Annotated in this window: 20 protein-coding genes, 2 rRNA genes and 2 pseudogenes (1 of these 24 cut by a window edge); 16 read left to right on the plus strand and 8 right to left on the minus strand. The window is 59.3% G+C overall.

Going from position 1 to position 26,442, the window contains the following annotated elements; all coding sequences use genetic code 11:
- Nucleotides 1–2,036 (plus strand): 23S ribosomal RNA (locus ACMXYH_RS09570); it begins 856 nt to the left of the window's first position.
- Between the two features lie 173 nt (nucleotides 2,037–2,209).
- A 5S ribosomal RNA gene (gene rrf, locus ACMXYH_RS09575) occupies nucleotides 2,210–2,325 on the plus strand.
- 115 nt (nucleotides 2,326–2,440) lie between these two features.
- On the opposite strand, the gene ACMXYH_RS09580 is transcribed toward rrf, so the two are convergent.
- Nucleotides 2,441–3,364, minus strand: coding sequence for a TIGR03571 family LLM class oxidoreductase (locus ACMXYH_RS09580; protein WP_415766928.1), 924 nt, complete (start codon nucleotides 3,362–3,364; stop codon nucleotides 2,441–2,443).
- A gap of 273 nt (nucleotides 3,365–3,637) precedes the next feature.
- Here ACMXYH_RS09580 and mrdA point away from each other — a divergent pair, with 273 nt between their 5' ends.
- The gene (gene mrdA / locus ACMXYH_RS09585; protein ID WP_415766929.1) at nucleotides 3,638–5,530 is read left to right on the plus strand and encodes a penicillin-binding protein 2; all 1,893 of its coding nucleotides are present in this window, start codon (nucleotides 3,638–3,640) and stop codon (nucleotides 5,528–5,530) included.
- 12 nt (nucleotides 5,531–5,542) lie between these two features.
- On the opposite strand, the pseudogene ACMXYH_RS09590 reads toward mrdA, so the two are convergent.
- Nucleotides 5,543–5,998, minus strand: a pseudogene (locus ACMXYH_RS09590) (LysR substrate-binding domain-containing protein); the annotation flags it as partial.
- On the opposite strand from ACMXYH_RS09590, the pseudogene ACMXYH_RS09595 reads away from it, so the two are divergent.
- The 6 genes and pseudogenes from ACMXYH_RS09595 to qhpG all read left to right on the plus strand — a co-directional run.
- Nucleotides 5,991–6,984 (plus strand): annotated as a pseudogene (locus ACMXYH_RS09595) (allantoate amidohydrolase); the annotation flags it as partial. The pseudogenes ACMXYH_RS09590 and ACMXYH_RS09595 sit on opposite strands and share 8 nt — an antisense overlap.
- A gap of 118 nt (nucleotides 6,985–7,102) precedes the next feature.
- Nucleotides 7,103–8,128, plus strand: coding sequence for a histone deacetylase family protein (locus ACMXYH_RS09600; protein WP_415766930.1), 1,026 nt, complete (start codon nucleotides 7,103–7,105; stop codon nucleotides 8,126–8,128).
- 249 nt (nucleotides 8,129–8,377) lie between these two features.
- On the plus strand, nucleotides 8,378–10,282 hold the full coding sequence (locus ACMXYH_RS09605) for a sigma-54-dependent Fis family transcriptional regulator (protein WP_415766931.1): 1,905 nt from the start codon (nucleotides 8,378–8,380) through the stop codon (nucleotides 10,280–10,282).
- Nucleotides 10,282–12,000, plus strand: a complete 1,719-nt coding sequence (locus ACMXYH_RS09610) for an ABC transporter ATP-binding protein (protein ID WP_008145349.1) — start codon at nucleotides 10,282–10,284, stop codon at nucleotides 11,998–12,000. Before ACMXYH_RS09605 ends, ACMXYH_RS09610 begins: the two co-directional genes overlap by 1 nt.
- On the plus strand, nucleotides 11,990–12,667 hold the full coding sequence (gene qhpE / locus ACMXYH_RS09615) for a subtilisin-like serine protease QhpE (RefSeq protein WP_134423373.1): 678 nt from the start codon (nucleotides 11,990–11,992) through the stop codon (nucleotides 12,665–12,667). Before ACMXYH_RS09610 ends, qhpE begins: the two co-directional genes overlap by 11 nt.
- Nucleotides 12,664–13,953, plus strand: coding sequence for a flavin-dependent monooxygenase QhpG (gene qhpG / locus ACMXYH_RS09620; RefSeq protein WP_415766932.1), 1,290 nt, complete (start codon nucleotides 12,664–12,666; stop codon nucleotides 13,951–13,953). Before qhpE ends, qhpG begins: the two co-directional genes overlap by 4 nt.
- A gap of 141 nt (nucleotides 13,954–14,094) precedes the next feature.
- Here the strand turns inward: qhpG and ACMXYH_RS09625 are convergent, their stop codons facing one another.
- Nucleotides 14,095–15,585, minus strand: coding sequence for an aldehyde dehydrogenase family protein (locus ACMXYH_RS09625; protein ID WP_415766933.1), 1,491 nt, complete (start codon nucleotides 15,583–15,585; stop codon nucleotides 14,095–14,097).
- A 287-nt stretch (nucleotides 15,586–15,872) separates the two neighbouring features.
- On the opposite strand from ACMXYH_RS09625, the gene ACMXYH_RS09630 reads away from it, so the two are divergent.
- Nucleotides 15,873–16,127: a DUF1652 domain-containing protein gene (locus tag ACMXYH_RS09630; RefSeq protein ID WP_129437198.1), complete on the plus strand. Its 255-nt coding sequence runs from the start codon at nucleotides 15,873–15,875 to the stop codon at nucleotides 16,125–16,127.
- A gap of 50 nt (nucleotides 16,128–16,177) precedes the next feature.
- Here ACMXYH_RS09630 and ACMXYH_RS09635 read toward each other — a convergent pair whose 3' ends face one another.
- Nucleotides 16,178–16,534 carry a hypothetical protein gene (locus ACMXYH_RS09635; RefSeq protein WP_123368360.1) on the minus strand — a complete coding sequence of 119 codons (357 nt, stop codon included), beginning with the start codon at nucleotides 16,532–16,534 and terminating at the stop codon, nucleotides 16,178–16,180.
- A 343-nt stretch (nucleotides 16,535–16,877) separates the two neighbouring features.
- Between ACMXYH_RS09635 and peaA the strand changes: the two genes are divergently transcribed.
- From peaA to peaD, 4 genes are all read left to right on the plus strand, one after another.
- Complete coding sequence (gene peaA / locus ACMXYH_RS09640) at nucleotides 16,878–18,458, plus strand: quinohemoprotein amine dehydrogenase subunit alpha (protein ID WP_415766934.1); 1,581 nt, start codon at nucleotides 16,878–16,880, stop codon at nucleotides 18,456–18,458.
- 94 nt (nucleotides 18,459–18,552) lie between these two features.
- Nucleotides 18,553–19,983 (plus strand): quinohemoprotein amine dehydrogenase maturation protein, encoded by a 1,431-nt coding sequence (gene peaB, locus ACMXYH_RS09645; protein ID WP_415766935.1) that lies wholly within the window; start codon nucleotides 18,553–18,555, stop codon nucleotides 19,981–19,983.
- Between the two features lies 1 nt (nucleotide 19,984).
- The gene (qhpC, locus tag ACMXYH_RS09650) at nucleotides 19,985–20,308 is read left to right on the plus strand and encodes a quinohemoprotein amine dehydrogenase subunit gamma (protein ID WP_008145336.1); all 324 of its coding nucleotides are present in this window, start codon (nucleotides 19,985–19,987) and stop codon (nucleotides 20,306–20,308) included.
- A 25-nt stretch (nucleotides 20,309–20,333) separates the two neighbouring features.
- Nucleotides 20,334–21,452 carry a quinohemoprotein amine dehydrogenase subunit beta gene (gene peaD / locus ACMXYH_RS09655; protein WP_415766936.1) on the plus strand — a complete coding sequence of 373 codons (1,119 nt, stop codon included), beginning with the start codon at nucleotides 20,334–20,336 and terminating at the stop codon, nucleotides 21,450–21,452.
- Nucleotides 21,453–21,591: 139 nt separating this feature from the next.
- Here the strand turns inward: peaD and ACMXYH_RS09660 are convergent, their stop codons facing one another.
- Nucleotides 21,592–21,993, minus strand: a complete 402-nt coding sequence (locus ACMXYH_RS09660) for a lysozyme inhibitor LprI family protein (protein ID WP_134423385.1) — start codon at nucleotides 21,991–21,993, stop codon at nucleotides 21,592–21,594.
- A 59-nt stretch (nucleotides 21,994–22,052) separates the two neighbouring features.
- A complete protein-coding gene (locus ACMXYH_RS09665) occupies nucleotides 22,053–22,451 on the minus strand; it encodes a GFA family protein (RefSeq protein ID WP_415766937.1) in 399 nt (132 codons plus the stop codon).
- 299 nt (nucleotides 22,452–22,750) lie between these two features.
- On the opposite strand from ACMXYH_RS09665, the gene ACMXYH_RS09670 reads away from it, so the two are divergent.
- Nucleotides 22,751–23,239 carry an SRPBCC family protein gene (locus tag ACMXYH_RS09670; protein ID WP_129437188.1) on the plus strand — a complete coding sequence of 163 codons (489 nt, stop codon included), beginning with the start codon at nucleotides 22,751–22,753 and terminating at the stop codon, nucleotides 23,237–23,239.
- A gap of 538 nt (nucleotides 23,240–23,777) precedes the next feature.
- On the opposite strand, the gene inhA is transcribed toward ACMXYH_RS09670, so the two are convergent.
- Complete coding sequence (gene inhA, locus ACMXYH_RS09675; RefSeq protein WP_415766938.1) at nucleotides 23,778–24,473, minus strand: isonitrile hydratase; 696 nt, start codon at nucleotides 24,471–24,473, stop codon at nucleotides 23,778–23,780.
- Nucleotides 24,474–24,563: 90 nt separating this feature from the next.
- On the opposite strand from inhA, the gene ACMXYH_RS09680 reads away from it, so the two are divergent.
- A complete protein-coding gene (locus tag ACMXYH_RS09680; protein ID WP_415766939.1) occupies nucleotides 24,564–25,547 on the plus strand; it encodes a GlxA family transcriptional regulator in 984 nt (327 codons plus the stop codon).
- Here ACMXYH_RS09680 and ACMXYH_RS09685 read toward each other — a convergent pair.
- Nucleotides 25,516–26,418, minus strand: a complete 903-nt coding sequence (locus tag ACMXYH_RS09685; RefSeq protein WP_415766940.1) for an alpha/beta fold hydrolase — start codon at nucleotides 26,416–26,418, stop codon at nucleotides 25,516–25,518. The genes ACMXYH_RS09680 and ACMXYH_RS09685 overlap by 32 nt on opposite strands.
- Between the last annotated feature and the right edge of the window lie 24 nt (nucleotides 26,419–26,442).

Genomic DNA, 26,442 nt, shown 5'->3' on the forward strand with positions numbered 1-26,442 from the left:
CTGTTTCGGCTAGGGGGTCATCCCGACTTACCAAACCGATGCAAACTCCGAATACCTACAAGTGCCGAGCATGGGAGACACACGGCGGGTGCTAACGTCCGTCGTGAAAAGGGAAACAACCCAGACCGTCAGCTAAGGTCCCAAAGTTATGGTTAAGTGGGAAACGATGTGGGAAGGCTTAGACAGCTAGGAGGTTGGCTTAGAAGCAGCCACCCTTTAAAGAAAGCGTAATAGCTCACTAGTCGAGTCGGCCTGCGCGGAAGATGTAACGGGGCTCAAACCATACACCGAAGCTACGGGTATCACTTAGGTGATGCGGTAGAGGAGCGTTCTGTAAGCCTGTGAAGGTGAGTTGAGAAGCTTGCTGGAGGTATCAGAAGTGCGAATGCTGACATGAGTAACGACAATGGGTGTGAAAAACACCCACGCCGAAAGACCAAGGTTTCCTGCGCAACGTTAATCGACGCAGGGTTAGTCGGTCCCTAAGGCGAGGCTGAAAAGCGTAGTCGATGGAAAACAGGTTAATATTCCTGTACTTCTGGTTATTGCGATGGAGGGACGGAGAAGGCTAGGCCAGCTTGGCGTTGGTTGTCCAAGTTTAAGGTGGTAGGCTGGAATCTTAGGTAAATCCGGGATTCTAAGGCCGAGAGCTGATGACGAGTTACCCTTTGGGTGACGAAGTGGTTGATGCCATGCTTCCAAGAAAAGCTTCTAAGCTTCAGGTAACCAGGAACCGTACCCCAAACCGACACAGGTGGTTGGGTAGAGAATACCAAGGCGCTTGAGAGAACTCGGGTGAAGGAACTAGGCAAAATGGCACCGTAACTTCGGGAGAAGGTGCGCCGGTGAGGGTGAAGCATTTACTGCGTAAGCCCATGCCGGTCGAAGATACCAGGCCGCTGCGACTGTTTATTAAAAACACAGCACTCTGCAAACACGAAAGTGGACGTATAGGGTGTGACGCCTGCCCGGTGCCGGAAGGTTAATTGATGGGGTTAGCTAACGCGAAGCTCTTGATCGAAGCCCCGGTAAACGGCGGCCGTAACTATAACGGTCCTAAGGTAGCGAAATTCCTTGTCGGGTAAGTTCCGACCTGCACGAATGGCGTAACGATGGCGGCGCTGTCTCCACCCGAGACTCAGTGAAATTGAAATCGCTGTGAAGATGCAGTGTATCCGCGGCTAGACGGAAAGACCCCGTGAACCTTTACTATAGCTTTGCACTGGACTTTGAATTTGCTTGTGTAGGATAGGTGGGAGGCTTTGAAGCGTGGACGCCAGTTCGCGTGGAGCCAACCTTGAAATACCACCCTGGCAACTTTGAGGTTCTAACTCAGGTCCGTTATCCGGATCGAGGACAGTGTATGGTGGGTAGTTTGACTGGGGCGGTCTCCTCCTAAAGAGTAACGGAGGAGTACGAAGGTGCGCTCAGACCGGTCGGAAATCGGTCGTAGAGTATAAAGGCAAAAGCGCGCTTGACTGCGAGACAGACACGTCGAGCAGGTACGAAAGTAGGTCTTAGTGATCCGGTGGTTCTGTATGGAAGGGCCATCGCTCAACGGATAAAAGGTACTCCGGGGATAACAGGCTGATACCGCCCAAGAGTTCATATCGACGGCGGTGTTTGGCACCTCGATGTCGGCTCATCACATCCTGGGGCTGAAGCCGGTCCCAAGGGTATGGCTGTTCGCCATTTAAAGTGGTACGCGAGCTGGGTTTAGAACGTCGTGAGACAGTTCGGTCCCTATCTGCCGTGGACGTTTGAGATTTGAGAGGGGCTGCTCCTAGTACGAGAGGACCGGAGTGGACGAACCTCTGGTGTTCCGGTTGTCACGCCAGTGGCATTGCCGGGTAGCTATGTTCGGAATAGATAACCGCTGAAAGCATCTAAGCGGGAAACTAGCCTCAAGATGAGATCTCACTGGGACCTTGAGTCCCCTGAAGGGCCGTCGAAGACTACGACGTTGATAGGTTGGGTGTGTAAGCGCTGTGAGGCGTTGAGCTAACCAATACTAATTGCCCGTGAGGCTTGACCATATAACACCCAAGCAATTTGCATGCTTCGAGCTAAAAAGCGAAAGAGCACCAGATTGCGGTGTGTGAAGACGAAACGAACCGAAAGTTCGAGATACTCACAAAACACCCAACTATCGCATACCCATTCGCTGGAGCGTGAACCTGCAAAGGCCCACGACCTGGCTACCGAATTTCTTGACGACCATAGAGCATTGGAACCACCTGATCCCATCCCGAACTCAGCAGTGAAACGATGCATCGCCGATGGTAGTGTGGGGTTTCCCCATGTGAGAGTAGGTCATCGTCAAGATTAAATTCCGAAACCCCTATCTGCGTATGCAGGTAGGGGTTTTGTTTTGTCCGCAAGAAAGTGGCATTACGAAAAAGGGATAGTCCATCGGCCATCCCAGGTTCCAGCAGCATCGTTAGTGAAACTTCGGCAGAACGTATTCAGCAATCTCTTCAATAACCTCGGCAACCGGTCGCTCGCTACGACGCAGATGCAAGCCAACGTGCTGCACAGCTGCTTCACGCAAAGCCTGAAGCTCATCGATCAATTCCAGTCTCCCGCAGCTGCCGCCAAAACGTACGCGTCGCATCGGTGCATGAGGATTGGCCGCCAGATCCAAGTGAACGAAGCTGATGTAGGGTTTATTACCACCGACCTCCCGCCACAGTCCCACTCGGCGCCGATGCTCATCCGGAGTGCCAGGGTAGGCGAGCCAGCCGTCCATGTGTTGGCCGATCCACGCAGGGGATTGCTGACCAAGACCTGCAACCAGCAATGGCACTGGCTGATCTCGCTCCGGTAACAGGCGAGCACCTTCCGGCAAGCGGCCTTCACCTTGTCTGCGCAACAACTCAACCGTCTCGCGAAAGATCTCGCCCCGCTGATCGTAGTCCACACCAAACAATGGATACTCCATAGGTCGGTCGCCACTGGCCACCCCCAGTAGCAGACGTCCATCACTCAGTTCATCAACACTGTTGGCTGCCTTGAGCGTTAGCCAAGGCTGACGCAACGGCAATACAACCGCCGCCGTACCCAGCATGATGTTGTCAGTGATCCCGGCCAGGTAGCCAAGGTAGGAAAAGGTTTCGAACACCTGTGCCGCATCACCAAAATCGGGATCATAAACCGGCACATCGCGTACCCACAGAGCGCCGAAACCAGCCTTGTCTGCGAGGTGCGCCATAGCGGCGTGCTGCTTCAGGTCCGGAACTCCAAACGGCCGCTCCTCGGCAATCCGCAGCCGCTGCCCATCGCTGGACCAATCGTTATCCAGGAGCAGTTCCAGCCTAATGGAAAATCCATTGGAGCCCAGTAATCGTTGAAATCGTGGATGCATGAAAAGACTCCAAAAAAACATAACGGAATGACATGCACCCAGTATCTACAGGCCCTCCTTCAAGAAAAATGCATGAATGGGAATATCAATCTTGAGCAAAACGCACTAGTCATAAAGAAACCGAACGTCGTTTTAATCTTCAAGGACAACCGTTAGAGGAAATCGCACTAAAGTGACCGTCCGGTTTTTGGTATGGTGCAGCTCGTTTTTTAGCGGACTGATTTCAAGCCTACGGATCGGCGCCCCCTTTACAGTCAAAGAGCTGCTGCAGAAATGCCCCAACCGATACCGATCAAGGACCACGAAAAAGAGACGCGCCTGGTCAACAAAAGACTGATGGCTTGCGCCCTGTTCGTTGTCGCCATTACCTGCGCGCTGGTCGTGCGCATGTATGTCCTGCAGGTGGTCGAATTTGACTATCACTCGACGATCTCAGAAAACAATCGCGTCCACGTCCTGCCGATCACCCCCACCCGCGGATTGATCTATGACCGCAACGGTGTAGTTCTGGCGGACAACCGTCCCAGCTTCAACCTGACCATCACCCGCGAACGCGCCTCTGATGTCAAAGAGGAACTGGATGAAGTAGTCACCCTCCTGCACTTGCCGACAGAAGATCGAGCGCTGTTCGACAAGGCAATGAAGCAGGCTCGACATCCATTCGTGCCGGTCACCTTGTTCTACGAGCTCAGCGAAGAACAAATCGCCGTGTTGGCGGTCAACGAGTTCCGTCTGCCGGGGATCGATGTAGAGCCACAATTCGTTCGCCACTACCCGATGGGCGCGCACTTTGCGCACTCCATTGGCTACGTCGGCCGCATCAACGAGAAAGAATCCAAAGCCCTGGACACGGTGGAATACCGTGGCACTCAATCGATCGGCAAGACCGGCATCGAAAAATTCTACGAGTCGCAGTTGCATGGCCAGGTTGGTTACGAAGAAGTCGAAACCAACGCTCAGGGCCGGGTCCTGCGAGTGCTCAAGCACACCGATCCAATTCCAGGCAAAAACATCGTACTGAGCCTCGACGTCAAACTTCAGGAAGCCGCCGAGGAAGCCTTGGGCGATCGTCGCGGTTCGGTGGTCGCTCTCGATCCGTCGACCGGCGAAGTACTCGCGATGGTCAGCAAGCCGAGCTTCGATCCGAACCTGTTCGTCACCGGGATCAGCTTCAAGGAATACGCAGCGCTGCACGACTCGATCGACCGGCCGCTGTTCAATCGCGTACTGCGCGGCCTCTATGCACCGGGTTCGACCATCAAGCCGGAAGTGGCCATTGCCGGTCTGGACGCCGGCGTCGTTACCCCGCAGACCCGCGTCTTCGACCCCGGTTATTACCAACTCCCGGATTTCGATCACAAGTACCGAAACTGGAACCACAGCGGCGATGGCTGGGTGGACATGGACGCGGCGATCATGCGCTCCAACGACACCTACTTCTACGACCTGGCCCACAAGCTGGGCATCGACCGACTGCATGACTACATGGCCATGTTCGGCCTCGGCGAGAAAGTCTCGCTGGACATGTTCGAAGAGTCTGCCGGTTTGATGCCATCGCAAGCCTGGAAACGCGCCACGCGCCGTCAGGCATGGTTCCCGGGTGAGACCGTGATCCTCGGCATCGGCCAGGGTTACATGCAGGTCACGCCCCTGCAGTTGGCCCAGGCCACTGCACTGATCGCCAACAAAGGTGTCTGGAATCGCCCGCACCTGGCCAGGACAGTGGACGGTGTTGCGCCAGTGGATGAGCATCCAATGCCAAACATCCTGTTGAAAGACCCGCGTGACTGGGAGCAGGTCAACCATGGCATGCAAATGGTCATGCACGACGCTCGCGGGATTGCCCGGGCGGCAGCGCAGGGCGCTCAGTACCGCATCGCCGGCAAGAGTGGTACCGCGCAAGTGGTGGCGATCAAGCAGGGCGAGCGTTACAACCGGGCGAAAACCCTGGAGCGTAACCGCGATAACGCCTTGTTCGTCGGTTTTGCCCCGGCCGAACATCCGAAGATTGTCATCTCGGTGATGATCGAAAACGGCGAGGCCGGCGGTCGCGTCGCAGGTCCCGTGGTGCGGCAGATCATGGATGCCTGGCTACTCGATCAGGACGGTCACTTGAAGCCGCAATACGCTACACCGAGCAAAGCACCGGGCGACCCTCACGTCTAATCGATCAAGGCTTCACAGCACAGGCTCACGAATACTGAGCATGTGCTGGAAGCTTTCGAGGAATACGGTTTCGGCCTGACTCATCTTCTGCTCACGATTCCACAACAGCTGGATATCGAAATCCACCACCCCATCTTCCGGCGGCAAACGCCAGAGCAAACCTTGCTCGACCCCTGCGCACCAAGTGCGTCGGCAGACACCCAATGCGGAACCCCGCGCAAATCAAGCGATAAATTTCTTCGAAACTCGTCGATGATGCGACGATCTTGCCGGTAAAGCCTTGCTGGTCACGGAGCAATGTCAAAGGATGCGAATCTTGCCGACCACGTCGTCGTTACGACTCTCCACCACCGTGCTCAGTCGTGAAATATCGCCGTAAATGTCCGCCGCAATGCGCAGGACTTCCTCCCCGGTTTCCGTCAGATCAAAGCGTCGCCCACTGCGGGCAATCAACACACATTCCAATTGTTACACCCAGCCTGAAGGCGGGCGTTTTCGATGGCGTCTATGGCGTACTCGCCGGCCTGGAAGTGGTCCGTTGCCTGAATGACCTCGGCATCCAGACCCGCAAGCCGCTGGAAGTGGCGGTCTGGACCAACGAAGAAGGCGCACGCTTCACACCGGCGATGTTCGGCTCGGCGGTGTTCACCGGGATCATGCCACTGGACGCAGCGCTGGCGGTGCGTGACATCGACGGCATCAGCGTTGCCGAGGCGTTGCAACGCACCGGTTACGCCGGCGAGCCCCCGTTTGGCGGCGCGGTGGATGCGTACTTTGAAGCGCACATTGAGCAAGGTCCGATCCTCGAAGACAACGCCAAAAGCATCGGCGTGGTCAGCGGCGGCCAGGAAATTCGCTGGCTAGATGTACGCGTCGAAGGCATGGCCGCCCACGCCGGTACAACGCCGATGCCGCTGCGCAAAGACGCCTTGTATGGCGTGGCGCGGATGATCCAGGCCATCGAAGGTTTGGCCACCGATTTCGCCCCTGAAGGCCTGACCACTGTCGGCGAGTTGAGCATCAACAAATCCTCGCGCAACACCATTCCGGGGCTGGTGAATTTCACCGTCGACCTGCGTCATCACCGCGACGAAGCCATTGAGGCCATGGAGCAGCAGGTCCGTGCGCGACTCCAGTCGATTGCCGATAGCCGTGGCTTGAACCTGACGATTAGGCCTCACTGGATCAGCCCGGCAACACCGTTCGATGCCGATTGCGTGGCGGCCGTGCAGCAGGCGGTGGGCACGCTGGGCTACGCTCAGCAATCGATTGTCAGCGGTGCCGGGCATGATGCGATTCATCTGGCGCGGTACTGCCCGACGGCGATGGTGTTCATTCCGTGTGTCGGCGGCTTGAGCCATAACGAAGCCGAAGACGTGTTGCCCGAAGACGTGCGTCAGGGCACCGATGTCTTGCTCAACGCTGTGCTGTCCCGCGCCGGTAAAGTCGAATAAAACGCAATCCATGTGGGAGCGGGCTTGCTCGCGAAGAGGGAGTGTCAGTCGACATCATTGTTGAATGACACACCGCATTCGCGAGCAAGCCCGCTCCCACACTGACAGGTGATAATCCATGCGCAGTTTTTTCCACCCCGAACAATTGCTTCACCATCCACGCAGCTACTACTCCCGTGGGCAGATGCGCACACCACAGGAGGTGCCCGAGCGCGCTCAGCGGTTGGTGCAGGCGTCTCGTTCATTGGGTTTTACGGTTGAGCAACCGGCCGATGCCGGGCTCGATCCGCTGCTGGCGGTGCACGGCGCGCCGTATCTGACGTTTCTGCAGGAAGCGCATCAGCGCTGGAAAGAGATTCCCGAGGATTGGGGCGACGAGGTGATGTCGAACATCTTCGTGCGCGAGCCCAATGCCCTGCGCGGGATTCTCGCCCAGGCCGCCCGCTATCTGGCCGATGGCAGTTGCCCGGTCGGTGAGCAGACCTGGCGCTCGGCGTATTGGTCGGCGCAAAGCGCCATTGCCGGCGCTCAGGCGTTGCTCGATGGCGAGCCGGCGGCATACGCCTTGTGTCGTCCACCGGGGCACCATGGCCGGGCAGAAGCGGCAGGTGGTTTCTGTTATGTGAACAATGCGGCGGTGGCAGCACAGGTGTTACGCGCCGGGTTCGAAAAGGTCGCAGTGCTCGACACCGACATGCACCACGGTCAGGGGATTCAGGAGATTTTCTACGACCGCGATGACGTGCTCTACGTCTCGGTGCATGGCGATCCGACCAACTTCTATCCGGGGGTTGCCGGGTTCGCTGATGAGCGGGGTGTCGGCAAGGGCGAGGGGTTCAACGTCAACTTGCCGATGACGCATGGCGCCAGTGAGGCGGACTTCCTGGGTCAGTTGGACGTGGCATTGGCGGCGGTGAAAGACTTCGGCGCCGAGGTGCTGGTGTTGTCCCTGGGGTTCGATATTTTTGAGCTGGATCCGCAGAGCAAAGTGGCGGTGACTCGTGAGGGGTTTGCGCGGCTTGGGGAGCGGATTCGCAGCCTTGGGTTGCCGTGTTTGATTGTGCAGGAGGGTGGGTATCACCTGGAGAGTCTTGAGGATAATGCGCGGGCGTTTTTTGTGAACTCCGAGGTGTGGAGCCTCTGAGTTCGAGGGTGCCTGGGAGGCCGCTTTCGCGAGCAAGCCCGCTCCCACATTGGGCCGGTGCTGATCACAAATCTGTGGTTCAACTCGGTCAAGTGTGGGAGCGGGCTTGCTCGCGAAGAACGATAACGCGGTCCCCCGGATGAAACACAAGCGCTGTAAGGCACTTGCCATTGCCCTGACGTTAACGTAAAGATTGCGGCAGGGCGCTGAACTTGAAAAAGCGCAGGGCGGACCGATCCGGAGCGCTTGATGACGCTAATAAAAACAACTCCTCCCAAACTGCACCGCGAAGCCCGGCTGGCCCGGGAAAAATTCCATCTCGAGGGCGAAGTCCCGGATGGCGTGTTGCGGGCGGAAATCGATGCGTCGTGGCGGCGTAGCCTGAGCCATGGCGTGCATTTCAATGCCAAGCACGAGCTGGCGCTGGAGTCGAGCGCGAGCCTCGACGTGCTGTTGGCGAGCAATCGGCTGCTGATCGACGCGGCATTGCCGGCCATCGATTACCTGGCCGAACGCCAGGGCAAGGAAGGGCTGATCATCCTTGCCAATTCCGACGCCACCATCCTCGCTGCCGAAGGTCGCGCCGACCGCTTCAGGGGCAGCGGCCTGCAAGACATCACCCTCGGCGCCTGCTGGAGCGAAGCCGCTCGCGGCACCAACGCGCTGGGCACCGCACTGGTGGAAGCCCGGCCAACGATGATCGATTGCGGCGAACATTACCTCGATCGCCTGACCGATTTCTCCTGCACCTCGGTGCCGATCCATTGCCCCCAAGGCGACATCCTTGGCGTGCTCGACCTGACCCGCGAAGGCCCGCTGGGCCGCGTGCATGACAGCACCGCGTTGCTGGCGATGGCCGTCAGCCAGATCGAAAGCCGGGTGTTCAACGCCAGTTATCCAGACGAGATCGTCCTGGCCTTCCACAGCCGTCGGCAGTACCTCGAATCCCCTTGGCAAGGTCTGTTGGCGGTGAGCCTTGGCGGGCAGATTCTCGCGGTCAGCGCCCAGGCCTGTCAGTTGCTCCACGCCGAGCGCTCGGCGCTGGTCGGTCGACGCTGTGAAGAGTTTCTGGGCGTCGATGGCTTGCAACTTCTGTCGCGTCAGCATCAGGGCGGTGTCGGCAGTTTGCAAACCGCCAAAGGCGAGTTCTTCTACAAAACCCTGCGTGCGCCGCAGCGTTCAATCAATGTCAGCACGCCGCCGCGCAGCACCGCGAAAACCGCCAAAGCACAACCGGATCTCGAATCCCTGGCCGGCAGCAATGTCCGTTATGCCCGAGCCTTGCGCATGGCCCGTCAAGGCCTGGCCAATGAGCTGCCGGTGTTGCTGCTGGGTGAAACCGGCACCGGTAAGGAAGTCATCGCCCGCGCCCTGCACATGGCCGGAACCCGCTGCGACAAACCCTTTGTCGCGGTGAACTGCGCGGCGATCCCCGAAGGCCTGATCGAGTCGGAATTGTTCGGCTACCGCGAAGGCGCGTTCACGGGCTCGCGTCGCGGCGGCATGATCGGTCGTCTGCAACAAGCCCATGGCGGCACCTTGTTTCTCGATGAAATCGGCGACATGCCGCTGGCCTTGCAGGCCCGTCTGTTGCGGGTGTTGCAGGACCGTAAAGTGGCACCGTTAGGCGCTGGCGAAGAGCAAGACATCGACGTCGCATTGATCTGCGCCACGCACCGCGACCTCAAGCGACTGGTCGAAGAAAAGCACTTTCGTGAGGACCTGTTTTATCGGGTCAACGGCATCAGCGTGATGCTCCCGGCATTGCGCGAGCGTGAGGATTTCAGCGGTCTGGTCGCTCGTCTGCTGGCCAAGCTGGATGCGCCGACGATGGTCCTGCATGACGATTTGAACCGCTTGCTCGGCGGCTATCACTGGCCGGGCAACATCCGCCAACTGGAAATGGTTTTACGAACGGCGCTGGCCATGCGCGAGCCGGGGGACACCGTACTCACCCTCGACCACTTGCCCGACAGCATGCTCGACGAACTGACCGCCACCGAACGCCCTCAGGCCGGCAGCATTCGCGAAAACGAACTGGAGATGATTCGCCAGTCCCTGGACACTCACCAGGGCAACGTCTCGGCCGCCGCCGACGCCTTGGGCATCAGCCGCGCGACCTTGTATCGCAAGCTCAAACAGTTGCGCTCGTGATGCAGCGCCTGATCGTTCGGCTGATCGACAGCCAGAACCCCGAAGCCCTGCAAGCGGCGTTGCGCTGGCTCTACAGCTTCGTGCGGCCGCATCGTCTGGCGATTGCCGGGCTGCTCGGGTTATCGGTCTGCGCCTCGTTGCTGGTGCTGGTCCAGCCTTGGCTGACCAAGCTGCTGATCGACGATGGTTTGCTTGCACGCAACTTTCCGATGCTGGTGCTGATCGCCGGGCTGATGATCGTGGCCGGGTTGCTCGGAACGGGGTTGTCGGGGATCAATCGTTACCTGCACACGCGGCTGTCCGGGCGGATTCTGTTTGCCCTGCGCGACGACCTCTATCGACATCTGCAAACGCTCTCGCCGAGTTTCTACGGACAGCGCCGAATCGGTGACTTGATGTCGCGCCTCGATGGCGACGTCGCGGAGATCCAGCGCTTTGCCGTGGACTCCTTGTTCTCGGCGGTGTCGAGTGTGATCGGTCTGGTCTGTGCCGTGGCGATGCTGCTGACTCTGTCGTGGAAACTCTCGTTGCTGGCGCTGGTGCTGATTCCCCTCGACGTGCTCTGGCTGCGCTGGATGCGGCGCAAGGTCGAGCGCGATGTGCGGCAATTGCGTGAGCGCTCGGCGGACATGTCCTCGTTCATGGTCGAGACCTTGCCGGTGATGAAATTCATCCAGTCTGCCGGCCAGCAACAGCGTGAATCGCGGCGACTGGAGACGTTGGGCCAAGGCTACATGAGCCAGTTGCTGCGCCTGCAAGTCACTGAGTTTTTCACCCAGGCGGTGCCGGGCACACTGACTTCTCTGTCCCGCGCCTGTGCGTTTTTGATTGGCGGTTATTGGGTGGTGCAGGGGACCTGGCAATTGGGCGCGCTGATCGCGTTTTCCACCTATCTAGGCATGGCCGTCGGACCGGTGCAGAGCTTGCTGGGGCTCTATGTCGCGGTCCAACGAATGACCGTCAGCCTCGGGCGCGTGATGGAATTGCGCGGAGAAGAACCAACCGTTCTCACACCGGTCACGCCGCAGCCGATGCCGACCTCCGGCGAACTGCGTTTCGACGATGTGCACTTCAGTCATCCCGGTCGCCCGACAACTTTGCGCGGGATCGAAGCGCGAATTCCTTACGGTTTGAAAGTCGCCCTGAGCGGCGGCTCCGGGGTCGGCAAATCGACCCTGATCGACTTGCTGCAACGGCACCACGATCCGCAGTCCGGCCGCGTATTGCTGGGAGAGGTCGATCTGCGCGAACTGGACCTGTTCCAGTTGCGTCGGCGGATTGCCGTGGTCAGTCAGGACATCGTGCTGTTTCGCGGCAGCCTCGCCGACAATCTGGCCTACGCGGTGCCGGACGCCAGTCGTGAAGCGATTGCCGAAGTGGCGCGACTGGCGCAACTCGACAGCCTGATCGAGTCTTTGCCCGAAGGCCTCGACAGCCCGTTGGGCGAACGTGGTCAGCAGTTGTCCGGCGGGCAGAAACAACGCATCGCCATCGCCCGGGCGCTGTTGCAGGACCCGTTGATTCTGGTGCTGGACGAAGCGACCTCGGCGGTGGATGAAGCCACCGAGCGCGAAGTCATTGAAGCCATCGATCGACTGTTTGCCGGACGCACGCGGATCCTCATCAGCCACCGTCCTTCTACCTTGGCCGATGCCGATTTGCGCTTTGAATTGCTCGATGGCGTGCTTACTTCAAAAACGGTGCTGCATGAAGCCTGAGCTTCGGATTGGCGTGGTGGACAGCGGTCACTCGGCGGCGCAGCGGGTGCAAGTAGTCGCCGGGCGGCGCTTCTCGTTGCTGGAGGATGGCCTGGCCGAAGGCGACTTGCGCGACGATCCGCTGGGCCACGGCAGCGCGGTGGTCGAGGCCATCGGTCGGCGGGCGCCTTCGGCGGTATTTTGCGTGGCTCAGGTGTTCGATCAGCGTGGCGTCACCAGCGCGTTGCAGATCGCCACGGCAATTGATTGGCTGGTGGCGCAGGATGTTCGGCTGATCAATTTGAGCCTCGGTCTGCGTCAGGATCGCAGCCTGTTGCGTGAAGCCTGTGCCGCGGCGATAGCGCGAGGTGTTTTGCTCTGTGCGTCCAGCCCGGCGCAGGGCGAGGGCGTGTTTCCGGCGAATTATCCACAGGTGCTGCGAGTCACCGGCGATGCCCGTTGTGCCGAACAGGAATGGTCGTGGCTCAACAGCGCTCAAGCGGATTTCGCCGCGTGTGTGCATGGCACCTATCCGGGGCAGTCTGGCGCCAGTCTCGGCTGTGCGGCGTTGAGCGGGCACATCGCAGGTTTCCTGGTTGCTCATCCTGAGGCGAGCAACGAACAGATCATCGAATGGCTGCGGGAGAATGCCCGTTATCGCGGCCCTGAACGGCGCTTCGGACCATGATTTTGATTCTTGGCGCAGGGCCAGCGGGAGCGGCGGTTGCCTTGGGTTTGCGTCGGCTCGGTTATCCCGTGACGCTGGTCAGCGAATGGCGGCGGTTTGCGGCGCTGGAAGGCGTTTCCATTCGGGTGCTGGAGGCCTTGCGTGGCGCGGGGCTTCATCAGGCGCTGGCGGATGCGGCGCTGCCGTCTCAACGGCAGGTGTCATGGAACGGTCAGCAGCATGCGCAGAACATCGAATTTTTACTGGATCGCCCGAGCTTTGATCGTGGTTTGCGCGAGGATCTGCGGCTGGCTGGCGTTGAGCTAATCGAAGGCCGAGTGCTGACGGTGCAGACATCGGCTTCGGGGCATCGGATCGAGGTCGAAGGGCGCGAGGCGCTGCTGGCGGATTTTCTGGTTGAGGCGCGGGGGCGTCAGGCTCCTGCGCTCGGCAAAGGTCTGCGCGGGCCGGAGACGGTCAGCCTGCTCAATCGCTGGCAAGGCACGCCGGGCAGCACCGCCAGTGCGTTGGAAAGCCTTGAGGACGGCTGGGCATGGATGGCCCGGCGAGCCGACGGTCAGTGTTACTGGCAATGGACCGTGGACGTGGCCAGTGCTGAATTGCCGGGCAAGGCGCAGTTGCTCGATTACTGTCGTCAACGGCGCCAAGGCTCGGCGTTGGCGCGAGCGTTTTTCGGTGTCGAGCCTGAGATCGATCTACAGCTGCATGCGCGCAGCAGCACGGCGATTTTGTGCCCGCAGGTGTGTGGCGATAACCGGATTCGGGTAGGCGATGCGGCGATGGCGGTGGATCCGCTGTCGGGCAACGGGATTTTTCAGTCATTGTCCTCGGCGTTACAGGCGCCGACCGTGATCAACACGTTGTTGCGTAAACCCGAGCGAGCGGCGCTCGCTCAGCGCTTTCATCAGCAACGGGTGGAGCAGTTGTTTTTGCGTTTTGCGCGGATCGGGCGGGATTTTTATGCCGATGAGCAGCGTTGGTTGCAGCAGCCATTCTGGCTTGCGCGGCGGCAGTGGCCGGATGCTGAAGTGGCGCATGCCGAGGCGGATTTTTCCTCGCTGAGGATTGAGCGCGCGCCGGTGCTGCGCGATGGATTTGTGGATGAGGCCGAGGTGGTGATCACGGCGGATCAGCCTTTGGGGATCTGGCATGTGCAAGGGGTTGAGTTGGCGCCGTTGGTGCGGCGGTTGGGCAGTGAGCCTGCGGATCAGGTTTTGGCGGGGTTGACGGTGGAGCAGGGAAGGGTGGTTCGCAGTTGGTTGTTGGCTCAGGGGTTCAAACCCTGAAATTCATGTTGTCCGGGCTGGCCCTATCGCGAGCAAGCTCGCTCCCACAGGGTTTTGTGGTGTGAACACTGTCTATGTCACACCAACAATTCCCTGTGGGAGCGAGCTTGCTCGCGATGGCGCCCGTAAGGGCACCACAGATCAGAGCTTGATCAACACCGACTTCAACTCGGTGTAATGCTCAATCGCCGCATACCCCATCTCCCGCCCAACCCCCGACATCTTGTACCCACCAAACGGCAACGCCGGGTCCAGTGCGCTGTGGCAATTGACCCACACCGAACCCGACTTGATCCGCGGAATCATCCGGTGCACCGCCGCCAAATCGTTCGACCAGATACTCGCCCCAAGCCCATATGGACTGTCATTGGCCATGCGCAACGCATCGGCTTCATCATCGAACGGAATCGCCACCAGCACCGGCCCGAAGATCTCTTCCTGCACCAATGAGTGTTTCTGATCGACATCGACGATCACCGTCGGTTTGACGAAAAAGCCTGGCCCAAACTGCTCACCACCGCAGGCGATCGTCGCACCACTTTCCCGTCCCTTTTCGATGTACCCGTAAACCCGTTCCTGCTGGCGCGCCGAGATCAGCGGCCCCATCTCGACACTTGGGTCCAGGCCGTTACCGAGCTTCATGGCATTGGCGATGTCGGCGATGTCCGCCACCACATTGTCGAAATGCTTACGCTGCACATACAGCCTGGAACCTGCACAGCACACCTGGCCCTGATTAAAGAAAATCGCGCTGGCGGCACCGGCTGCGGCGGTCTTCAGATCGGCATCGGCCATGACGATGGTCGGCGATTTGCCGCCCAGTTCCAGGGTCACCCGGGTCATGGAGTCCATGGCGATCTTGCCGATCTGCTTGCCCACAGCGGTGGAGCCGGTGAAGGTCAGCTTGTCCACCAGCGGATTGTGGGTCAGGGCGGAACCTGCAGTGATGCCGGTGCCGGTGACCACGTTGAACACGCCTTCGGGGTAACCGGCCTCCAGCACCAACTCGGCGAGTTTCAGCGCGGTCAGCGGGGTTTCGTCGGCGGGTTTGAGCACCACGGTGCAACCGGTGGCCAGGGCCGGGCCGAGTTTCCAGCAGGCCAGCAGCAGCGGGAAGTTCCAGGCAACGATGGCGCCGACCACGCCCACCGCTTCGCGGCGGATGAAACTGTGGAATTGATCGTTGGGCATCAACGGTAGCGACACTTCAACGCTGGAACCTTCGATCTTGGTCGCCCAACCGGCCATGTAGCGCAGGAAGTCGATGGACAGTTGCACGTCCATCACCTGGGCCACGGCCGCGCTTTTGCCGTTGTTCAGGCATTCCAGTTGCGCCAGCAGTTCGGCGTCGCGTTCCATCAGGTCGGCGAGTTTCCACAGCAGGTTCTGCCGCTCCCGAGGTCGGGTGCGGGTCCAGGCCGAATCATCAAAGGCCTGACGCGCAGCGAGCACAGCGCGGTCGACATCCTCAGGTGTGGCCCGTGGCACGACGCACAGCACTTCGCCGGTGGCCGGGTTGTGCAGGGGCATGGTCTGGCCGTCGGCGGCCTCGATCCAGTCGCCGCCGATGAGCATGCGCGGGGCGCGCTGGATGAACGCCGAGGTGGCGGGAAGCAAATAAGGGAGGGGCATTTGTCGAGACCTCTTGTTGTTCGTGAAACGTGGCTTTCTTAACGGCTGGCAATGGCTGTGCCAAGTGCCCGAAAAGGCAGAGCCGCTCTTGGCTGGCGGGGTTTTGGGGCACTCAAGGGAATCGCGAGAACGCTGTGAGATTGTTGCAAATTGCGACAGCTATGAGACGACGAGCAACCGGGTTGCGATCTTGAGGTACCCGTTATTGAGGATTAGAATTTTCAGGCTCGGTGGGTGAAATGACGGACCGTTCATCGGGCATTACATCTGGCGTGAGGGAGGTAACGATGTTCCTTTCAACCCTGGAAATTCAAAACATCATCGAACACAGTTTTCTGCCCTCCGTGTGCACCTGCACCATGGCGGCGGACCAGTCCCTGACGATTCGGGTCTGCGACTGCTTGACCGGCAAAGTGGATATAGTGGCCACCCACGTTCCCCTGTGGACACTGGACAGTCCCCATGCGATCGCGTCGCTGGTGGCGGACATGCAGCACGAGATCGACGTACACAAAAGCGTTCACCCCACCTATGACATCTGAACCGGCGTCACGCCGCACCGTGGGAAAGCGGTGCGGCCCGCGCCGATTATTCAGGCTGCAAACTTACGGGAAATTTCTTCGAACGTGTTGCCATCCACGGCAGCCAACAGCTTTCTGTCGTCCTTGAGTGTCGCCAGAAAGGTCACTTCGGTTTCCTTTCCGGCCAGCATGAACCCGGCGATTGCGCCGATGGGCCCCAACAGCATGGCCCCGGCCACGCCAAAGCCGATGGCATCCTTGATGTTGTTGATCGAATCCTCGTTGGCCACTTCCACGCACTTGAACGATGAGAGCGGGAGGGTAATTCCAGGCCATGGGTGAAGCGACGTTCTGAGGGTGAAAACGCCGTCTCTGTACTCTCCATCACCCTGCAGAAAGTCCCCCGCCAGGACAGTGATGCTTGCCATTTTTTTATCCCCTGGTGGCAATCGGTGAACGACCATTTCGCGCTTGCAGGGAGGCGGCGTCAATCGTCGGCCGATGAACTGTTCCGGTCTGGCCATCTATGCTGTCTCAGACTGCAACAACTGTCGCGATATTAGACGCAGGCGATCTCGTTCAGCGATGGCGCAAAGCGGTCATCTACACGCAACGGATTGATTTAAAAGGTAATCGTCAAGCTGGCACGCTCCGTGTATTGCTCATCGCAGACGTTTCTCTTGCCTCCGTCAGCGGTGCGCCGCCGACGGCAGAAACCATAAAAACGATAAGCCACAAAAATAAGAAAGCACCGTGCGAGGTTCGACGTTGATGAAGAGAAAACTCCGATCAGGCCTGAGTGCCAGTCTGCTGGCCGTGGCCGCTTGTGTGGCGCTGCATTCGCCTTACAGCCTGGCAGCCCGCGACGCTCAGACCATCCTCAAGGAAACCTGTCAGGGCTGTCATACCCCCGAAGCCGATAACGCCCTGAGCCGTATAAGCCACCAGCGCAAAACCCCTGAAGGCTGGCTGATGAGCATCGCCCGCATGCAAACCATGCACGGTTTGCAGATCAGCGATGACGACCGCCGAACCCTGGTCAAATACCTGGCCGACACCCAGGGCCTGGCCCCAAGCGAGACCGATGGCGTGCGTTATGCGCTGGAACGTCGACTCAATACCGTCGAGAAATTCGACGACCAGACCAGCCAGATGTGCGGCCGCTGCCACTCCGGTGCGCGGGTCGCCCTGCAACGGCGTCCGGCCGAGGAATGGGAGCGTCTGGTGAACTTCCACCTCGGCCAATGGCCGTCCCTGGAATACCAGGCCCTGGCCCGTGACCGTGACTGGTTCGACCTGGCCCGCAAAGACATGGTGCCGCTGTTGGCCAAGCGTTATCCGCTGGACAACCCGGCCTGGAAAAAATGGCTGAGCACCGCGCCGAAAGCTGATGTTCTGGTCGGTGACTGGAGCTTCAGCGGCCACTTGCCGGGCAAGGGTGAAGTGGCCGGTGTGATGAGCGTTATGGCCGATGGCAGCGACACGTTCAAGGTCAGCGTCAAAGGCCAATACGCCGACGGCAGCCCGTTCAACGGCGACGGCAGCGCGATTCTGTACACCGGTTACGAATGGCGCGGCAACGTGACCATCGACGGCGTGACCATGCGCCAGGTGTTCGCCGCCCAAGGCAATGCGATGCAGGGCCGGATGTTCGAGGCCGAGCACGATGAGCGTGGTCTGGACTTCGTCGCCGCCAAGCAGGGCAGTAGTCGTTTGCTGGCGGTGCAGCCGGGTTATCTGAAGGCTGGCGCTGAAACTGAAGTCACGCTTGTCGGCAGCGGTCTCACTGGCAAACCGAACTTCGGCAAAGGCGTGGAAGTGGTCGAGGTGCTGGAGCAAAGTCCAGAGCGCATGCGCGTCAAGCTCAAGGCTGCCGCCAATGCTCAACCGGGTCTGCGCAACGTCACCGTCGGCACACTGAAAGGCCCGACCCTGTCGGTCTACAGCAAGATCGCCGAAGTCAAAGTCGTGCCCGAGTTCTCGGTGGCGCGGATTGGCGAGGGCGGTGGTTCGTCGCCGAAAGTCCAGGGCCGTTTTGATGCCGAAGCCTGGGGCAAGGGCGCTGACGGCAAGCCGTATCGCATCGGCGTGTTCCCGGCGCAGTGGTCGGTCGAAGCCTTCGACGACCGCGCCAAGGAAGACGAGGACGTCAAGTTCGCCGGCACCATGCAGGCTGACAGCGGCGTGTTCACACCGGGCGATGCCGGGCCGAACCCGCAGCGCAAAATGTCCACCAACAATGCCGGCAACCTCAAGGTGATCGCCGCCGTCGACGACGCAGGGAAATCCCTGACCGGCGAAGGCCACATGATCGTCACCGTGCAACGCTGGAACAATCCACCCATTCCATGATTTTGAAAACGTGAGCTGGCTGACTTCAACGGCTTCAGACATTTTTTGGAATGACCGTGAGCCCCGTAGAACGGGGTTTGCACAGGAGGTTGCAATGGGCGCTATTTTGAATCTGGTTGAGCGGAACCTGCACGAAGTGCACGTCGATGCCGACCGCATGCTGTTTCACATTCCCAGCAGTTCGCTGTTCGCCAGTGATGAGCTGACGGGCACCATCATCGACACCTTGCGCGGTCCCGGCTGTTCGTCGGACGACTTGATCCAGCGCCTGGCCGCTCGTTTCAACGGCGAAGAAATCACCGAGACCCTCCGTGAGCTGATGGCCCTGGAACTGGTCAGCGACGGCTCGCCGCTGACCCCCGACATCGGCACCAAGCGGGTCGAGCGCACGGCGATCAACACCGTGGTGCTCAACGTCAACACCGGCTGCAATCTGAGCTGCACCTACTGCTACAAGGAAGACCTGGACAAGCCGTCGGCCGGCAAGAAAATGGACGTCGAAACGGCGGTCGCCTCAGTGGAAATGCTGCTGCGCGAATCCCCGGACGAAGAGCGTTTCACCGTGGTGTTTTTCGGCGGTGAGCCGCTGAGCAATCGCAAGCTGATCGAGTACATGGTCGACTATTGCGAGAAACGTTTCCGCGACGCGGGCAAGTTCGTCGAGTTCGTCATGACCACCAACGCGACGCTGCTCACCGAAGAGACCGTGGACTACCTCAACGCCCACCGTTTTGGCCTGTCAGTCAGTATCGACGGACCGAAAACCGTGCACGACCGCAACCGCATCACCGTGGGCGGGCAGGGCACGTACGACGTGGTGCGGCGCAAGGCTGAAATGCTGCTGTCACGCTACAACAGTCGTCCGGTCGGTGCTCGGGTGACCCTGACCACCGGCGTCACCGACGTCGAAACCATCTGGGATCACCTGTTCAACGAACTGGGTTTTGCCGAGGTTGGCTTTGCCCCGGTGACCTCCGGCGACATCAGCACCTTCAACCTGTCCAGCGACGAGCTGATCGAAGTCTTCGCCAACATGAAGAAACTCGGCCGGCGTTATCTGGAAGCGGCGCTGGAGCACCGCAACATCGGTTTCTCCAACCTGCACCAGCTGATCACCGACATCCACGAAGGCCACAAAAAAGCCCTGCCTTGCGGCGCGGGCCTGAAGATGCTGGCGGTGGATCACAAGGGTGAATTGAACCTGTGCCACCGCTTTACCGGCTCATCGTTGCCGACCTTCGGCAACGTCCACAGTGGGGTGAAACAGGTCGAGTTGAACGACTTCCTGTCCCAGCGCCTGGACCGCACCAACACCGGCTGCGAAGACTGCCAGATCCGCAATCTCTGCTCCGGCGGCTGCTACCACGAGAGCTATGCCCGTTACGGCGACCCGACCCACCCGACCTATCACTACTGCGAACTGATGCGTGACTGGGTCGACTTCGGCATCGAGGTCTACACCCGGATCATGGCCCACAACCCTGCGTTTATCAGCAGCTACATCACTCCGCGCAAGGCTCACTGATATGAAACATCTCAAGGCAATCAATAATAAAGCGCTGAAACTCGATGAGGCCGCGGCCGAAAACCGCATCGAAGAAGTGGTCGCGATGAGTTCCGTCGCTGGCTGCGCCTCGACCACCGACCCGGGTTGGGAAATCGATGCGTTTGGCGGTGTGTCGTCGCTGTGCCAGCCGATGGAAGCCGACCTTTACGGCTGCTCCGACCCTTGCTGGTGGCCGGCCCAGGTGCCCGACATGATGAGCACCTACCCGGACTGGAACAAGGATGCCCAGGCGTCCAATGAAAACTGGCGCAACCTCGGGACTGTCTTTCCAAAAGACAAGTAATCGGACAGAGAAGAAGGATTCCAGCATGCATCGCATCAAAGCCTGCGGCCTGACCGCGTTCGCCGTCCTGAGCGTGTGTTCGCTCACTGTTCTGGCCGATGAAAACACTGCTCTACAAGATGGTCACGAGTACATGTTGACCACCAATTACCCGAACAACCTGCACGTCATCGACGTGGTCACCGACACCTTGTTCAAGACCTGCAAAATGCCGGATGCCTTTGGTCCCGGCACCGTTCAGTTGTCGCCGGACCGCAAGACCGCTTACGTGCTGAACAACCACTACGCGGATGTCTATGGCGTCGAACTCGACAGCTGTAAACAGGTGTTCCACGCCAGCATCACCCAGAAATCGGGGGAGAAAGCGAGGTCCATGTTCGCCTTCACCCTCAGCCACGACGGTAAGGAGTTGTTCACCATCGCCAACCCGACGTTGATGCTCAACGACCGTTATGAAGTGCAGCAGCCTCGGCTTGATGTTTACGCCACCGACGCCGGCATGGACGCCAAACCCGTGCGCAGTTTCCCGGCGCCACGGCAATTGACGATCATGCAGAGCGGTGACGACGGCACGCTGTATGTGGCGGGGGCGGACGTCTACAAGGTCGATGTGAAAACCGGCAAGTTCGACGTGCTCATCCCCAGCCGCCACTGGAAGCGCCCGGGCTACAGCGCACCGGACGTGCTCTACGTGTGGAACCAGCAGACTTATCGCCATGACTTCTCGCTGCTCTACACCGCCGCGAAATTCAAGGACAAGAAGCAGGACCCGTTGACCGCTGAATACCTCTATGGGCTGTTCAGCATCGACCTGAAAACCGGCAAGACCGAAACCACCGACTTCGGCCCGCTGACGGAAATCTACTTCAGCGGCATGCGCTCACCGAAGGACCCGAACCTGATGTTTGGCGTGCTCAACCGTTTGGCGAAGTACGACATCAAGGAGAAGAAAATGCTCCAGGCGGCGACGCTGGATCATTCCTACTACTGCATTTCGTTCAACAAGGACGGCAGCAAGATTTATCTGGCGGGGACGTTTAACGATGTGGCGATCTTTGATCCCGAGAGCATGAAGCAGATTGGTAGCATCAAGTTGCCGGGTGGGGATATGGCGATCACGACCGCGCAGATATTTGTTCGATAACCTCGGTGCCTGAACTGGCGCCTTCGCGAGCAAGCCCGCTCCCACAGTAGGTCGTCGGTGAACACACAATTTGTGTATGACCGAAAACCACTGTGGGAGCGAGCTTGCTCGCGATGAGGCCCTTACAAGCACTGAATCATCAAGCCCCAGGCACCGGACAAGTCAAATCCCCCTCCTGACACTTCAAATAATTCTTGAAAGTCTCCACCCGTGCCTTGGTCAACTCAGTAACACAGTTGCTGTAGATCAGCGGATACACACTCCCGCCTTCCACTCCGACGCTCGAGAACTTGCACTCGGCATCCCGAAACGCAATCCACGAACGCTGCGCCCCGATCAGCAGCTTTTTGCTTTCGGGGTTGCTCTTCAAGCGCTCGTTGATCTGCTGGTAAAGCGCATTCAACTCCTTGTCCGCCGTCTTGTGCTGCTGCGCCGCGCACTGATTCATCGTGGCCTGATCGGCGGCGTTGTCGCAGTCCACCGCATAAGCGGCAGTAGTGAACAGCAGAGGCGTCAGTGCCAGAAGAAAGCGTGGGTGCATGGGGATTCTCGCTTTGACGTGGAAAGTTGGGGGCAGTGTAGCGCTACGTATTGGCCTGGCTATGCCTGCCATTCAGGGTAATTTTCGATCGAGTCGTATTTGAGCCACGGCACATCATGTGACGTCCAGATATGCGCTTGCGGCGTCATTTTCGGGTCATCGTCCAATGTCGCCACACGAACAATGACGTGGGGTTGGACCAGGCGCTCAGCCATCAAGTGTGAACCGCAGACCGAACAGAAATACCGAAGCTTGCCCGGCGACGATTCGTAGCTATTCAGATGGCCCTGACCTTTGGTCCAGCGAAAATGCTCGCGCATGACCCCGGCTGTCGAGGCGAATGCCGCCGCGTGTGCCTTGCGGCAGGTTTGGCAGTGGCAATGACTGATGGGCATGTCGAGGCTATCGACTTTGTATTCGATGGCTTTACACAAACAGCTGCCATGCAGGCTATTCATCGCGTGCTCCTGATTGCGTGAGGGTGGCTGCCCGCAGCAAAGCGTCAGCCGTGGCTTCGATGTCTTCACGCAAATGTAACTTCTCCAGCCAACTGTCGGGAATGCCCTGCACACTGTAATGAGCCCCAGCCAACAATGGCGAGCAGTTTCGGTCTACTCGTTTTGTTTTCAAACCAGCAGTTACACTTGGAAATGCAGCTGAATATTTCGTACAGGGTTGATTGCGATACCCGATTGATACAACTTTAGGGTTGGTCTTGTGGTCTTACAGGCCTACTGTTCAGTACAGGAGGTGACTTATGAATCCAGCATCAGATCGCATCGAAAGGAAGATCCTGCTCAAAACGCCGCGCTCGCAGGTCTGGCGTGTGCTGGCCAATGCCGAAGCCTTCGGACAGTGGTTTGGCGTGGCGCTGGAGGGCAAGCGTTTTGTCGCCGGTGAATGGACCCAGGGGCAGATTACGTACCCGGGTTATGAACACTTAATGTGGAACGTACTGGTGGAGCGGGTCGAACCCGAACGGGTGTTTTCGTTTCGCTGGCACCCGTATGCCGTGGAGCCTGAGCTCGATTACTCCCTGGAACCCACCACGCTGGTGAAGTTCGAGCTCGAAGACATGGTTGAAGGCACGTTACTCAAGGTCACCGAGTCCGGTTTCGATCACATCCCTCAGACGCGCCGGCTCAAGGCGTTCCGCATGGACAGCCGCGGTTGGGATGAACAGATGAACAACATCGAAGAGTTTCTCAAAGTCAGTGCCAAGGCGCGCGAGCGTCAGGAAGAGTGATGGCTGCCTGTCTAACCTTGGCTGAAACGGCCTCTATGCGTAATACCTGAGTGACCTAAGGGTTTTCGGAAGGGCTGGTATAGCGAATGTCTTACACGCGATGGTAGCTATGTCTCCTATTGCGGATTGGATCCGAAGCGTAATCTAGCCTCATCAACCGAAGCACAGGAAGTGCTCGGGATCATGGATGATCGACCATAAGCAAGGAATCGCTGCCGACAGGGAGTCGTAATGGTCTTGGGAAAACCCGCTTCGGCGGGTTTTTTTTCGCCTGCTGAAATTCGCTTCAGGACTCGAGTGGCCAAAGGCTTACACCCGTTGACGGGTATGTCGTCTTTTGATGCGTCACCGATGTGTTTAATCTGGCTCCATCAACTGAGTCGCAGGATGCACTCAGGATCACGGATGATCGACCATAGGCCCGGATGGCTGCTGACAGGATGTCGCAATGGTCTTGAGAAACCCGCTTAGGCGGGTTTTTTTGTGGGCGATGGAAAGTCCTCGATGCAGCCGGCCGCTGGCTGCGCCGAGGAATGGATCAACGTACTGACGCCCGGTCGAGTTTCGCCGCTACACGCTCGGTGATTTCCGAGCGCAGTTTCAATGACCCGGCGGCACGTTTGCGGGCTTCCTCCAGCACACTGACCGGAGCCGTCTCAGGGCTGCCCGACGCAAACGGCGGCGCCGGGGCATATTCCAGCTGCAACTGCACCAGCTCTGCCGTGTCCTTATCGAACAGCTCCGCAGCCAGGGTCAGGGCAAAATCGATGCCCGCCGTGATCCCGCCACCGGTCAGCAGATTGCCGTCGCGCACCACCCGATCATTCACCGGGATCGCCCCCAAAGGCGCCAGCAATTCGTGATAGGCCCAGTGAGTGGTGGCGCGTTTACCCTTCAGCAGACCCGCCGCACCGAGCACCAGCGCGCCGGTACACACCGACGTGACGTAACGCGCTTTGGCAGCCTGCTCCTTGATGAAGGCCAGCGTCTCTTCATCTTCCATCAACGGCCCGACGCCACTGCCGCCGGGAATGCAGATCACATCCAACTGCGGGCAATCGTCGAACGTGGTGGTCGGTTTCAGCACCAGGCCCGTGCTTGCGGTAACGGGCATCAGGTCCTTCCAGATCAAATGCACCTTCACGTCCGGCAGCGAGGCCAGTACGTCGTAAGGGCCGGTGAGGTCCAGTTGCTGAACCTGTGGAAACAACAGAAAACCGATCTGCAACGTCATGGCATTTTTCTCATGAAGTGGGTGGACGACTTCACTTTAGGCTCGTAGGATTTGGCGTATACGCCAATAACCCCACGAATTACGCCAATTATGCCGAAAACCATTCACGTGCTCGCCTTTGCCAATGTGCAACTGCTCGACGTCACCGGGCCATTGCAGGTGTTCGCTTCGGCCAACGATATTTCCCGCCAGCAAGGTTTTCCGCCACCTTATGCGCCGTCGGTGATTGCCAGCGGTGGCGGGGCGGTGATGTCGTCGGCGGGGCTGGCGCTGTTGGCCGAGCCGTTGCCCGAAGAGGGTAGTGACACCTTGATCATTGCCGGTGGCTGGGGCGTTTACGACGCGGCGCAAGACGAACCGCTGGTGGCGTGGGTACGTGAACACGCGACGGGGTGTCGGCGAGTATCGTCGGTGTGCACCGGGGCATTTTTGCTGGCGGCCAGCGGCTGGCTCGATGGCCGGCGGGTGGTCACTCACTGGACTCGTTGCGAGCAGTTGGCGCAGCAGCATCCGCGGCTGCAGGTTGAGCCCAATCCGATTTTCATCAATGACGGCCCGGTCTGGACCTCGGCCGGGGTCACCGCTGGCATCGACCTTGCGCTGGCCATGGTCGAAGAAGATCTTGGCCGCACGATGGCCCTGGAAGTCGCGCGGCAACTGGTAGTGTTCCTGAAACGCCCCGGCGGCCAGTCGCAGTTCAGCGTGACCCTTTCTTTGCAAAAGGAAGGCAACCGTTTCGACGAACTTCATGCCTGGATCAGTGAAAACCTCACCAAGGACTTGGGCATCCCGACCCTGGCCTTGCAGGCCGGCATGAGCGAACGCAGTTTCGTGCGCCACTACCGCGCCGACACCGGCCAGACTCCGGCCCGGGCCATCGAACTGATTCGGGTCGAGACCGCCCGACGTTTGCTCAGCGATACCGGCGTGCCGATCAAACGGGTGGCGGTGCAATGCGGTTTCGGCAGCGAAGAGACGCTTCGACGCAGCTTTCTGCGGGCCATGGGCGTGACCCCGCAGGCCTATCGCGAGCGTTTCAGCGTCAGCCCTCCAGCAGATCCAGTAAGGCTCTGAGCGTTGCCTCGGGCGCTTCTTCGGGAATGTTATGCCCGACGCCCGCCAACACTCGCCGCTCATAACACCCGGTGAAATGGGTGATGTCTTCGTCTATCTCCGGTGTCGGTCCGACGCCATCGTCGGCACCGCACAGGGAAATCGTCGGTACGCTGATCGGCGGCTGTCGGGTCAGCGCTTCTTCGATCCACTCCAGCGCCGGCTCGCCGGGCGCGTACATGAACCGGTGGCGGTAGGAGTGAATCACCACCTCGACGAAATCCGGATTATCGAAGGCCGGTGCGCTTGACGGATACAACTCAGGGCCTTTGGCCCAGGTGGGTGACCACAACTTCCAGAGCAATTCACACAAGGCCCGGCGATTTTTCGTCAGGCCTTCGACCCCGCGTGGCGTGTGGAAGTAATACTGATACCAGAGTCGGTGCTCGGTTTCCGGGTCCAACGGTTCGGTGGAATGGGGAATGTCCTGAAGGTTGTAACCGTCGCCGGTCACCAGGCAACGAACCCGCTCGGGCCATAGCGCCGCCACAATACACGCCGCCCGACCGCCCCAGTCGTAGCCGCACAGGGCAGCTTGTTTAATCGCCAGCGCATCCATCAGCTCCAGCAAATCCTGAGCGAGGGCGGCTTGTTGTCCGGAACGCAGGGTGTCGGGATGGTTGAACCGGGTCGGGCCGTAACCGCGCAGGTACGGGACGATGACGCGGTAGCCCTTGGCGGCGAGGGTCGGGGCGATTTCGTCGTAGGCGCGCGGGGAGTAAGGGAAGCCGTGGAGGAGGATGACGGCTTCGCCGGTGGTGGGGCCGTGTTCTTCATAGGCGAGCGACAAACCTGGAGTTTGGGTGAAGTGGATCAGCGCTTCATTGTTCATTCGATACTCCAGAGAGGTTGTATT

The organism is Pseudomonas frigoris (assembly GCF_047758635.1).
Lineage (GTDB): Bacteria > Pseudomonadota > Gammaproteobacteria > Pseudomonadales > Pseudomonadaceae > Aquipseudomonas > Aquipseudomonas frigoris.

Coding starts and splice junctions, on each gene's coding strand:
- ACMXYH_RS09580 (WP_415766928.1), bottom strand. CDS start 3,364: ATGCATCCACGATTTCAACGATTACTGGGCTCCAATGGATTTTCCATT.
- mrdA (WP_415766929.1), top strand. CDS start 3,638: ATGCCCCAACCGATACCGATCAAGGACCACGAAAAAGAGACGCGCCTG.
- ACMXYH_RS09600 (WP_415766930.1), top strand. CDS start 7,103: ATGCGCAGTTTTTTCCACCCCGAACAATTGCTTCACCATCCACGCAGC.
- ACMXYH_RS09605 (WP_415766931.1), top strand. CDS start 8,378: ATGACGCTAATAAAAACAACTCCTCCCAAACTGCACCGCGAAGCCCGG.
- ACMXYH_RS09610 (WP_008145349.1), top strand. CDS start 10,282: ATGCAGCGCCTGATCGTTCGGCTGATCGACAGCCAGAACCCCGAAGCC.
- qhpE (WP_134423373.1), top strand. CDS start 11,990: ATGAAGCCTGAGCTTCGGATTGGCGTGGTGGACAGCGGTCACTCGGCG.
- qhpG (WP_415766932.1), top strand. CDS start 12,664: ATGATTTTGATTCTTGGCGCAGGGCCAGCGGGAGCGGCGGTTGCCTTG.
- ACMXYH_RS09625 (WP_415766933.1), bottom strand. CDS start 15,585: ATGCCCCTCCCTTATTTGCTTCCCGCCACCTCGGCGTTCATCCAGCGC.
- ACMXYH_RS09630 (WP_129437198.1), top strand. CDS start 15,873: ATGTTCCTTTCAACCCTGGAAATTCAAAACATCATCGAACACAGTTTT.
- ACMXYH_RS09635 (WP_123368360.1), bottom strand. CDS start 16,534: ATGGCAAGCATCACTGTCCTGGCGGGGGACTTTCTGCAGGGTGATGGA.
- peaA (WP_415766934.1), top strand. CDS start 16,878: ATGAAGAGAAAACTCCGATCAGGCCTGAGTGCCAGTCTGCTGGCCGTG.
- peaB (WP_415766935.1), top strand. CDS start 18,553: ATGGGCGCTATTTTGAATCTGGTTGAGCGGAACCTGCACGAAGTGCAC.
- qhpC (WP_008145336.1), top strand. CDS start 19,985: ATGAAACATCTCAAGGCAATCAATAATAAAGCGCTGAAACTCGATGAG.
- peaD (WP_415766936.1), top strand. CDS start 20,334: ATGCATCGCATCAAAGCCTGCGGCCTGACCGCGTTCGCCGTCCTGAGC.
- ACMXYH_RS09660 (WP_134423385.1), bottom strand. CDS start 21,993: ATGCACCCACGCTTTCTTCTGGCACTGACGCCTCTGCTGTTCACTACT.
- ACMXYH_RS09665 (WP_415766937.1), bottom strand. CDS start 22,451: ATGAATAGCCTGCATGGCAGCTGTTTGTGTAAAGCCATCGAATACAAA.
- ACMXYH_RS09670 (WP_129437188.1), top strand. CDS start 22,751: ATGAATCCAGCATCAGATCGCATCGAAAGGAAGATCCTGCTCAAAACG.
- inhA (WP_415766938.1), bottom strand. CDS start 24,473: ATGACGTTGCAGATCGGTTTTCTGTTGTTTCCACAGGTTCAGCAACTG.
- ACMXYH_RS09680 (WP_415766939.1), top strand. CDS start 24,564: ATGCCGAAAACCATTCACGTGCTCGCCTTTGCCAATGTGCAACTGCTC.
- ACMXYH_RS09685 (WP_415766940.1), bottom strand. CDS start 26,418: ATGAACAATGAAGCGCTGATCCACTTCACCCAAACTCCAGGTTTGTCG.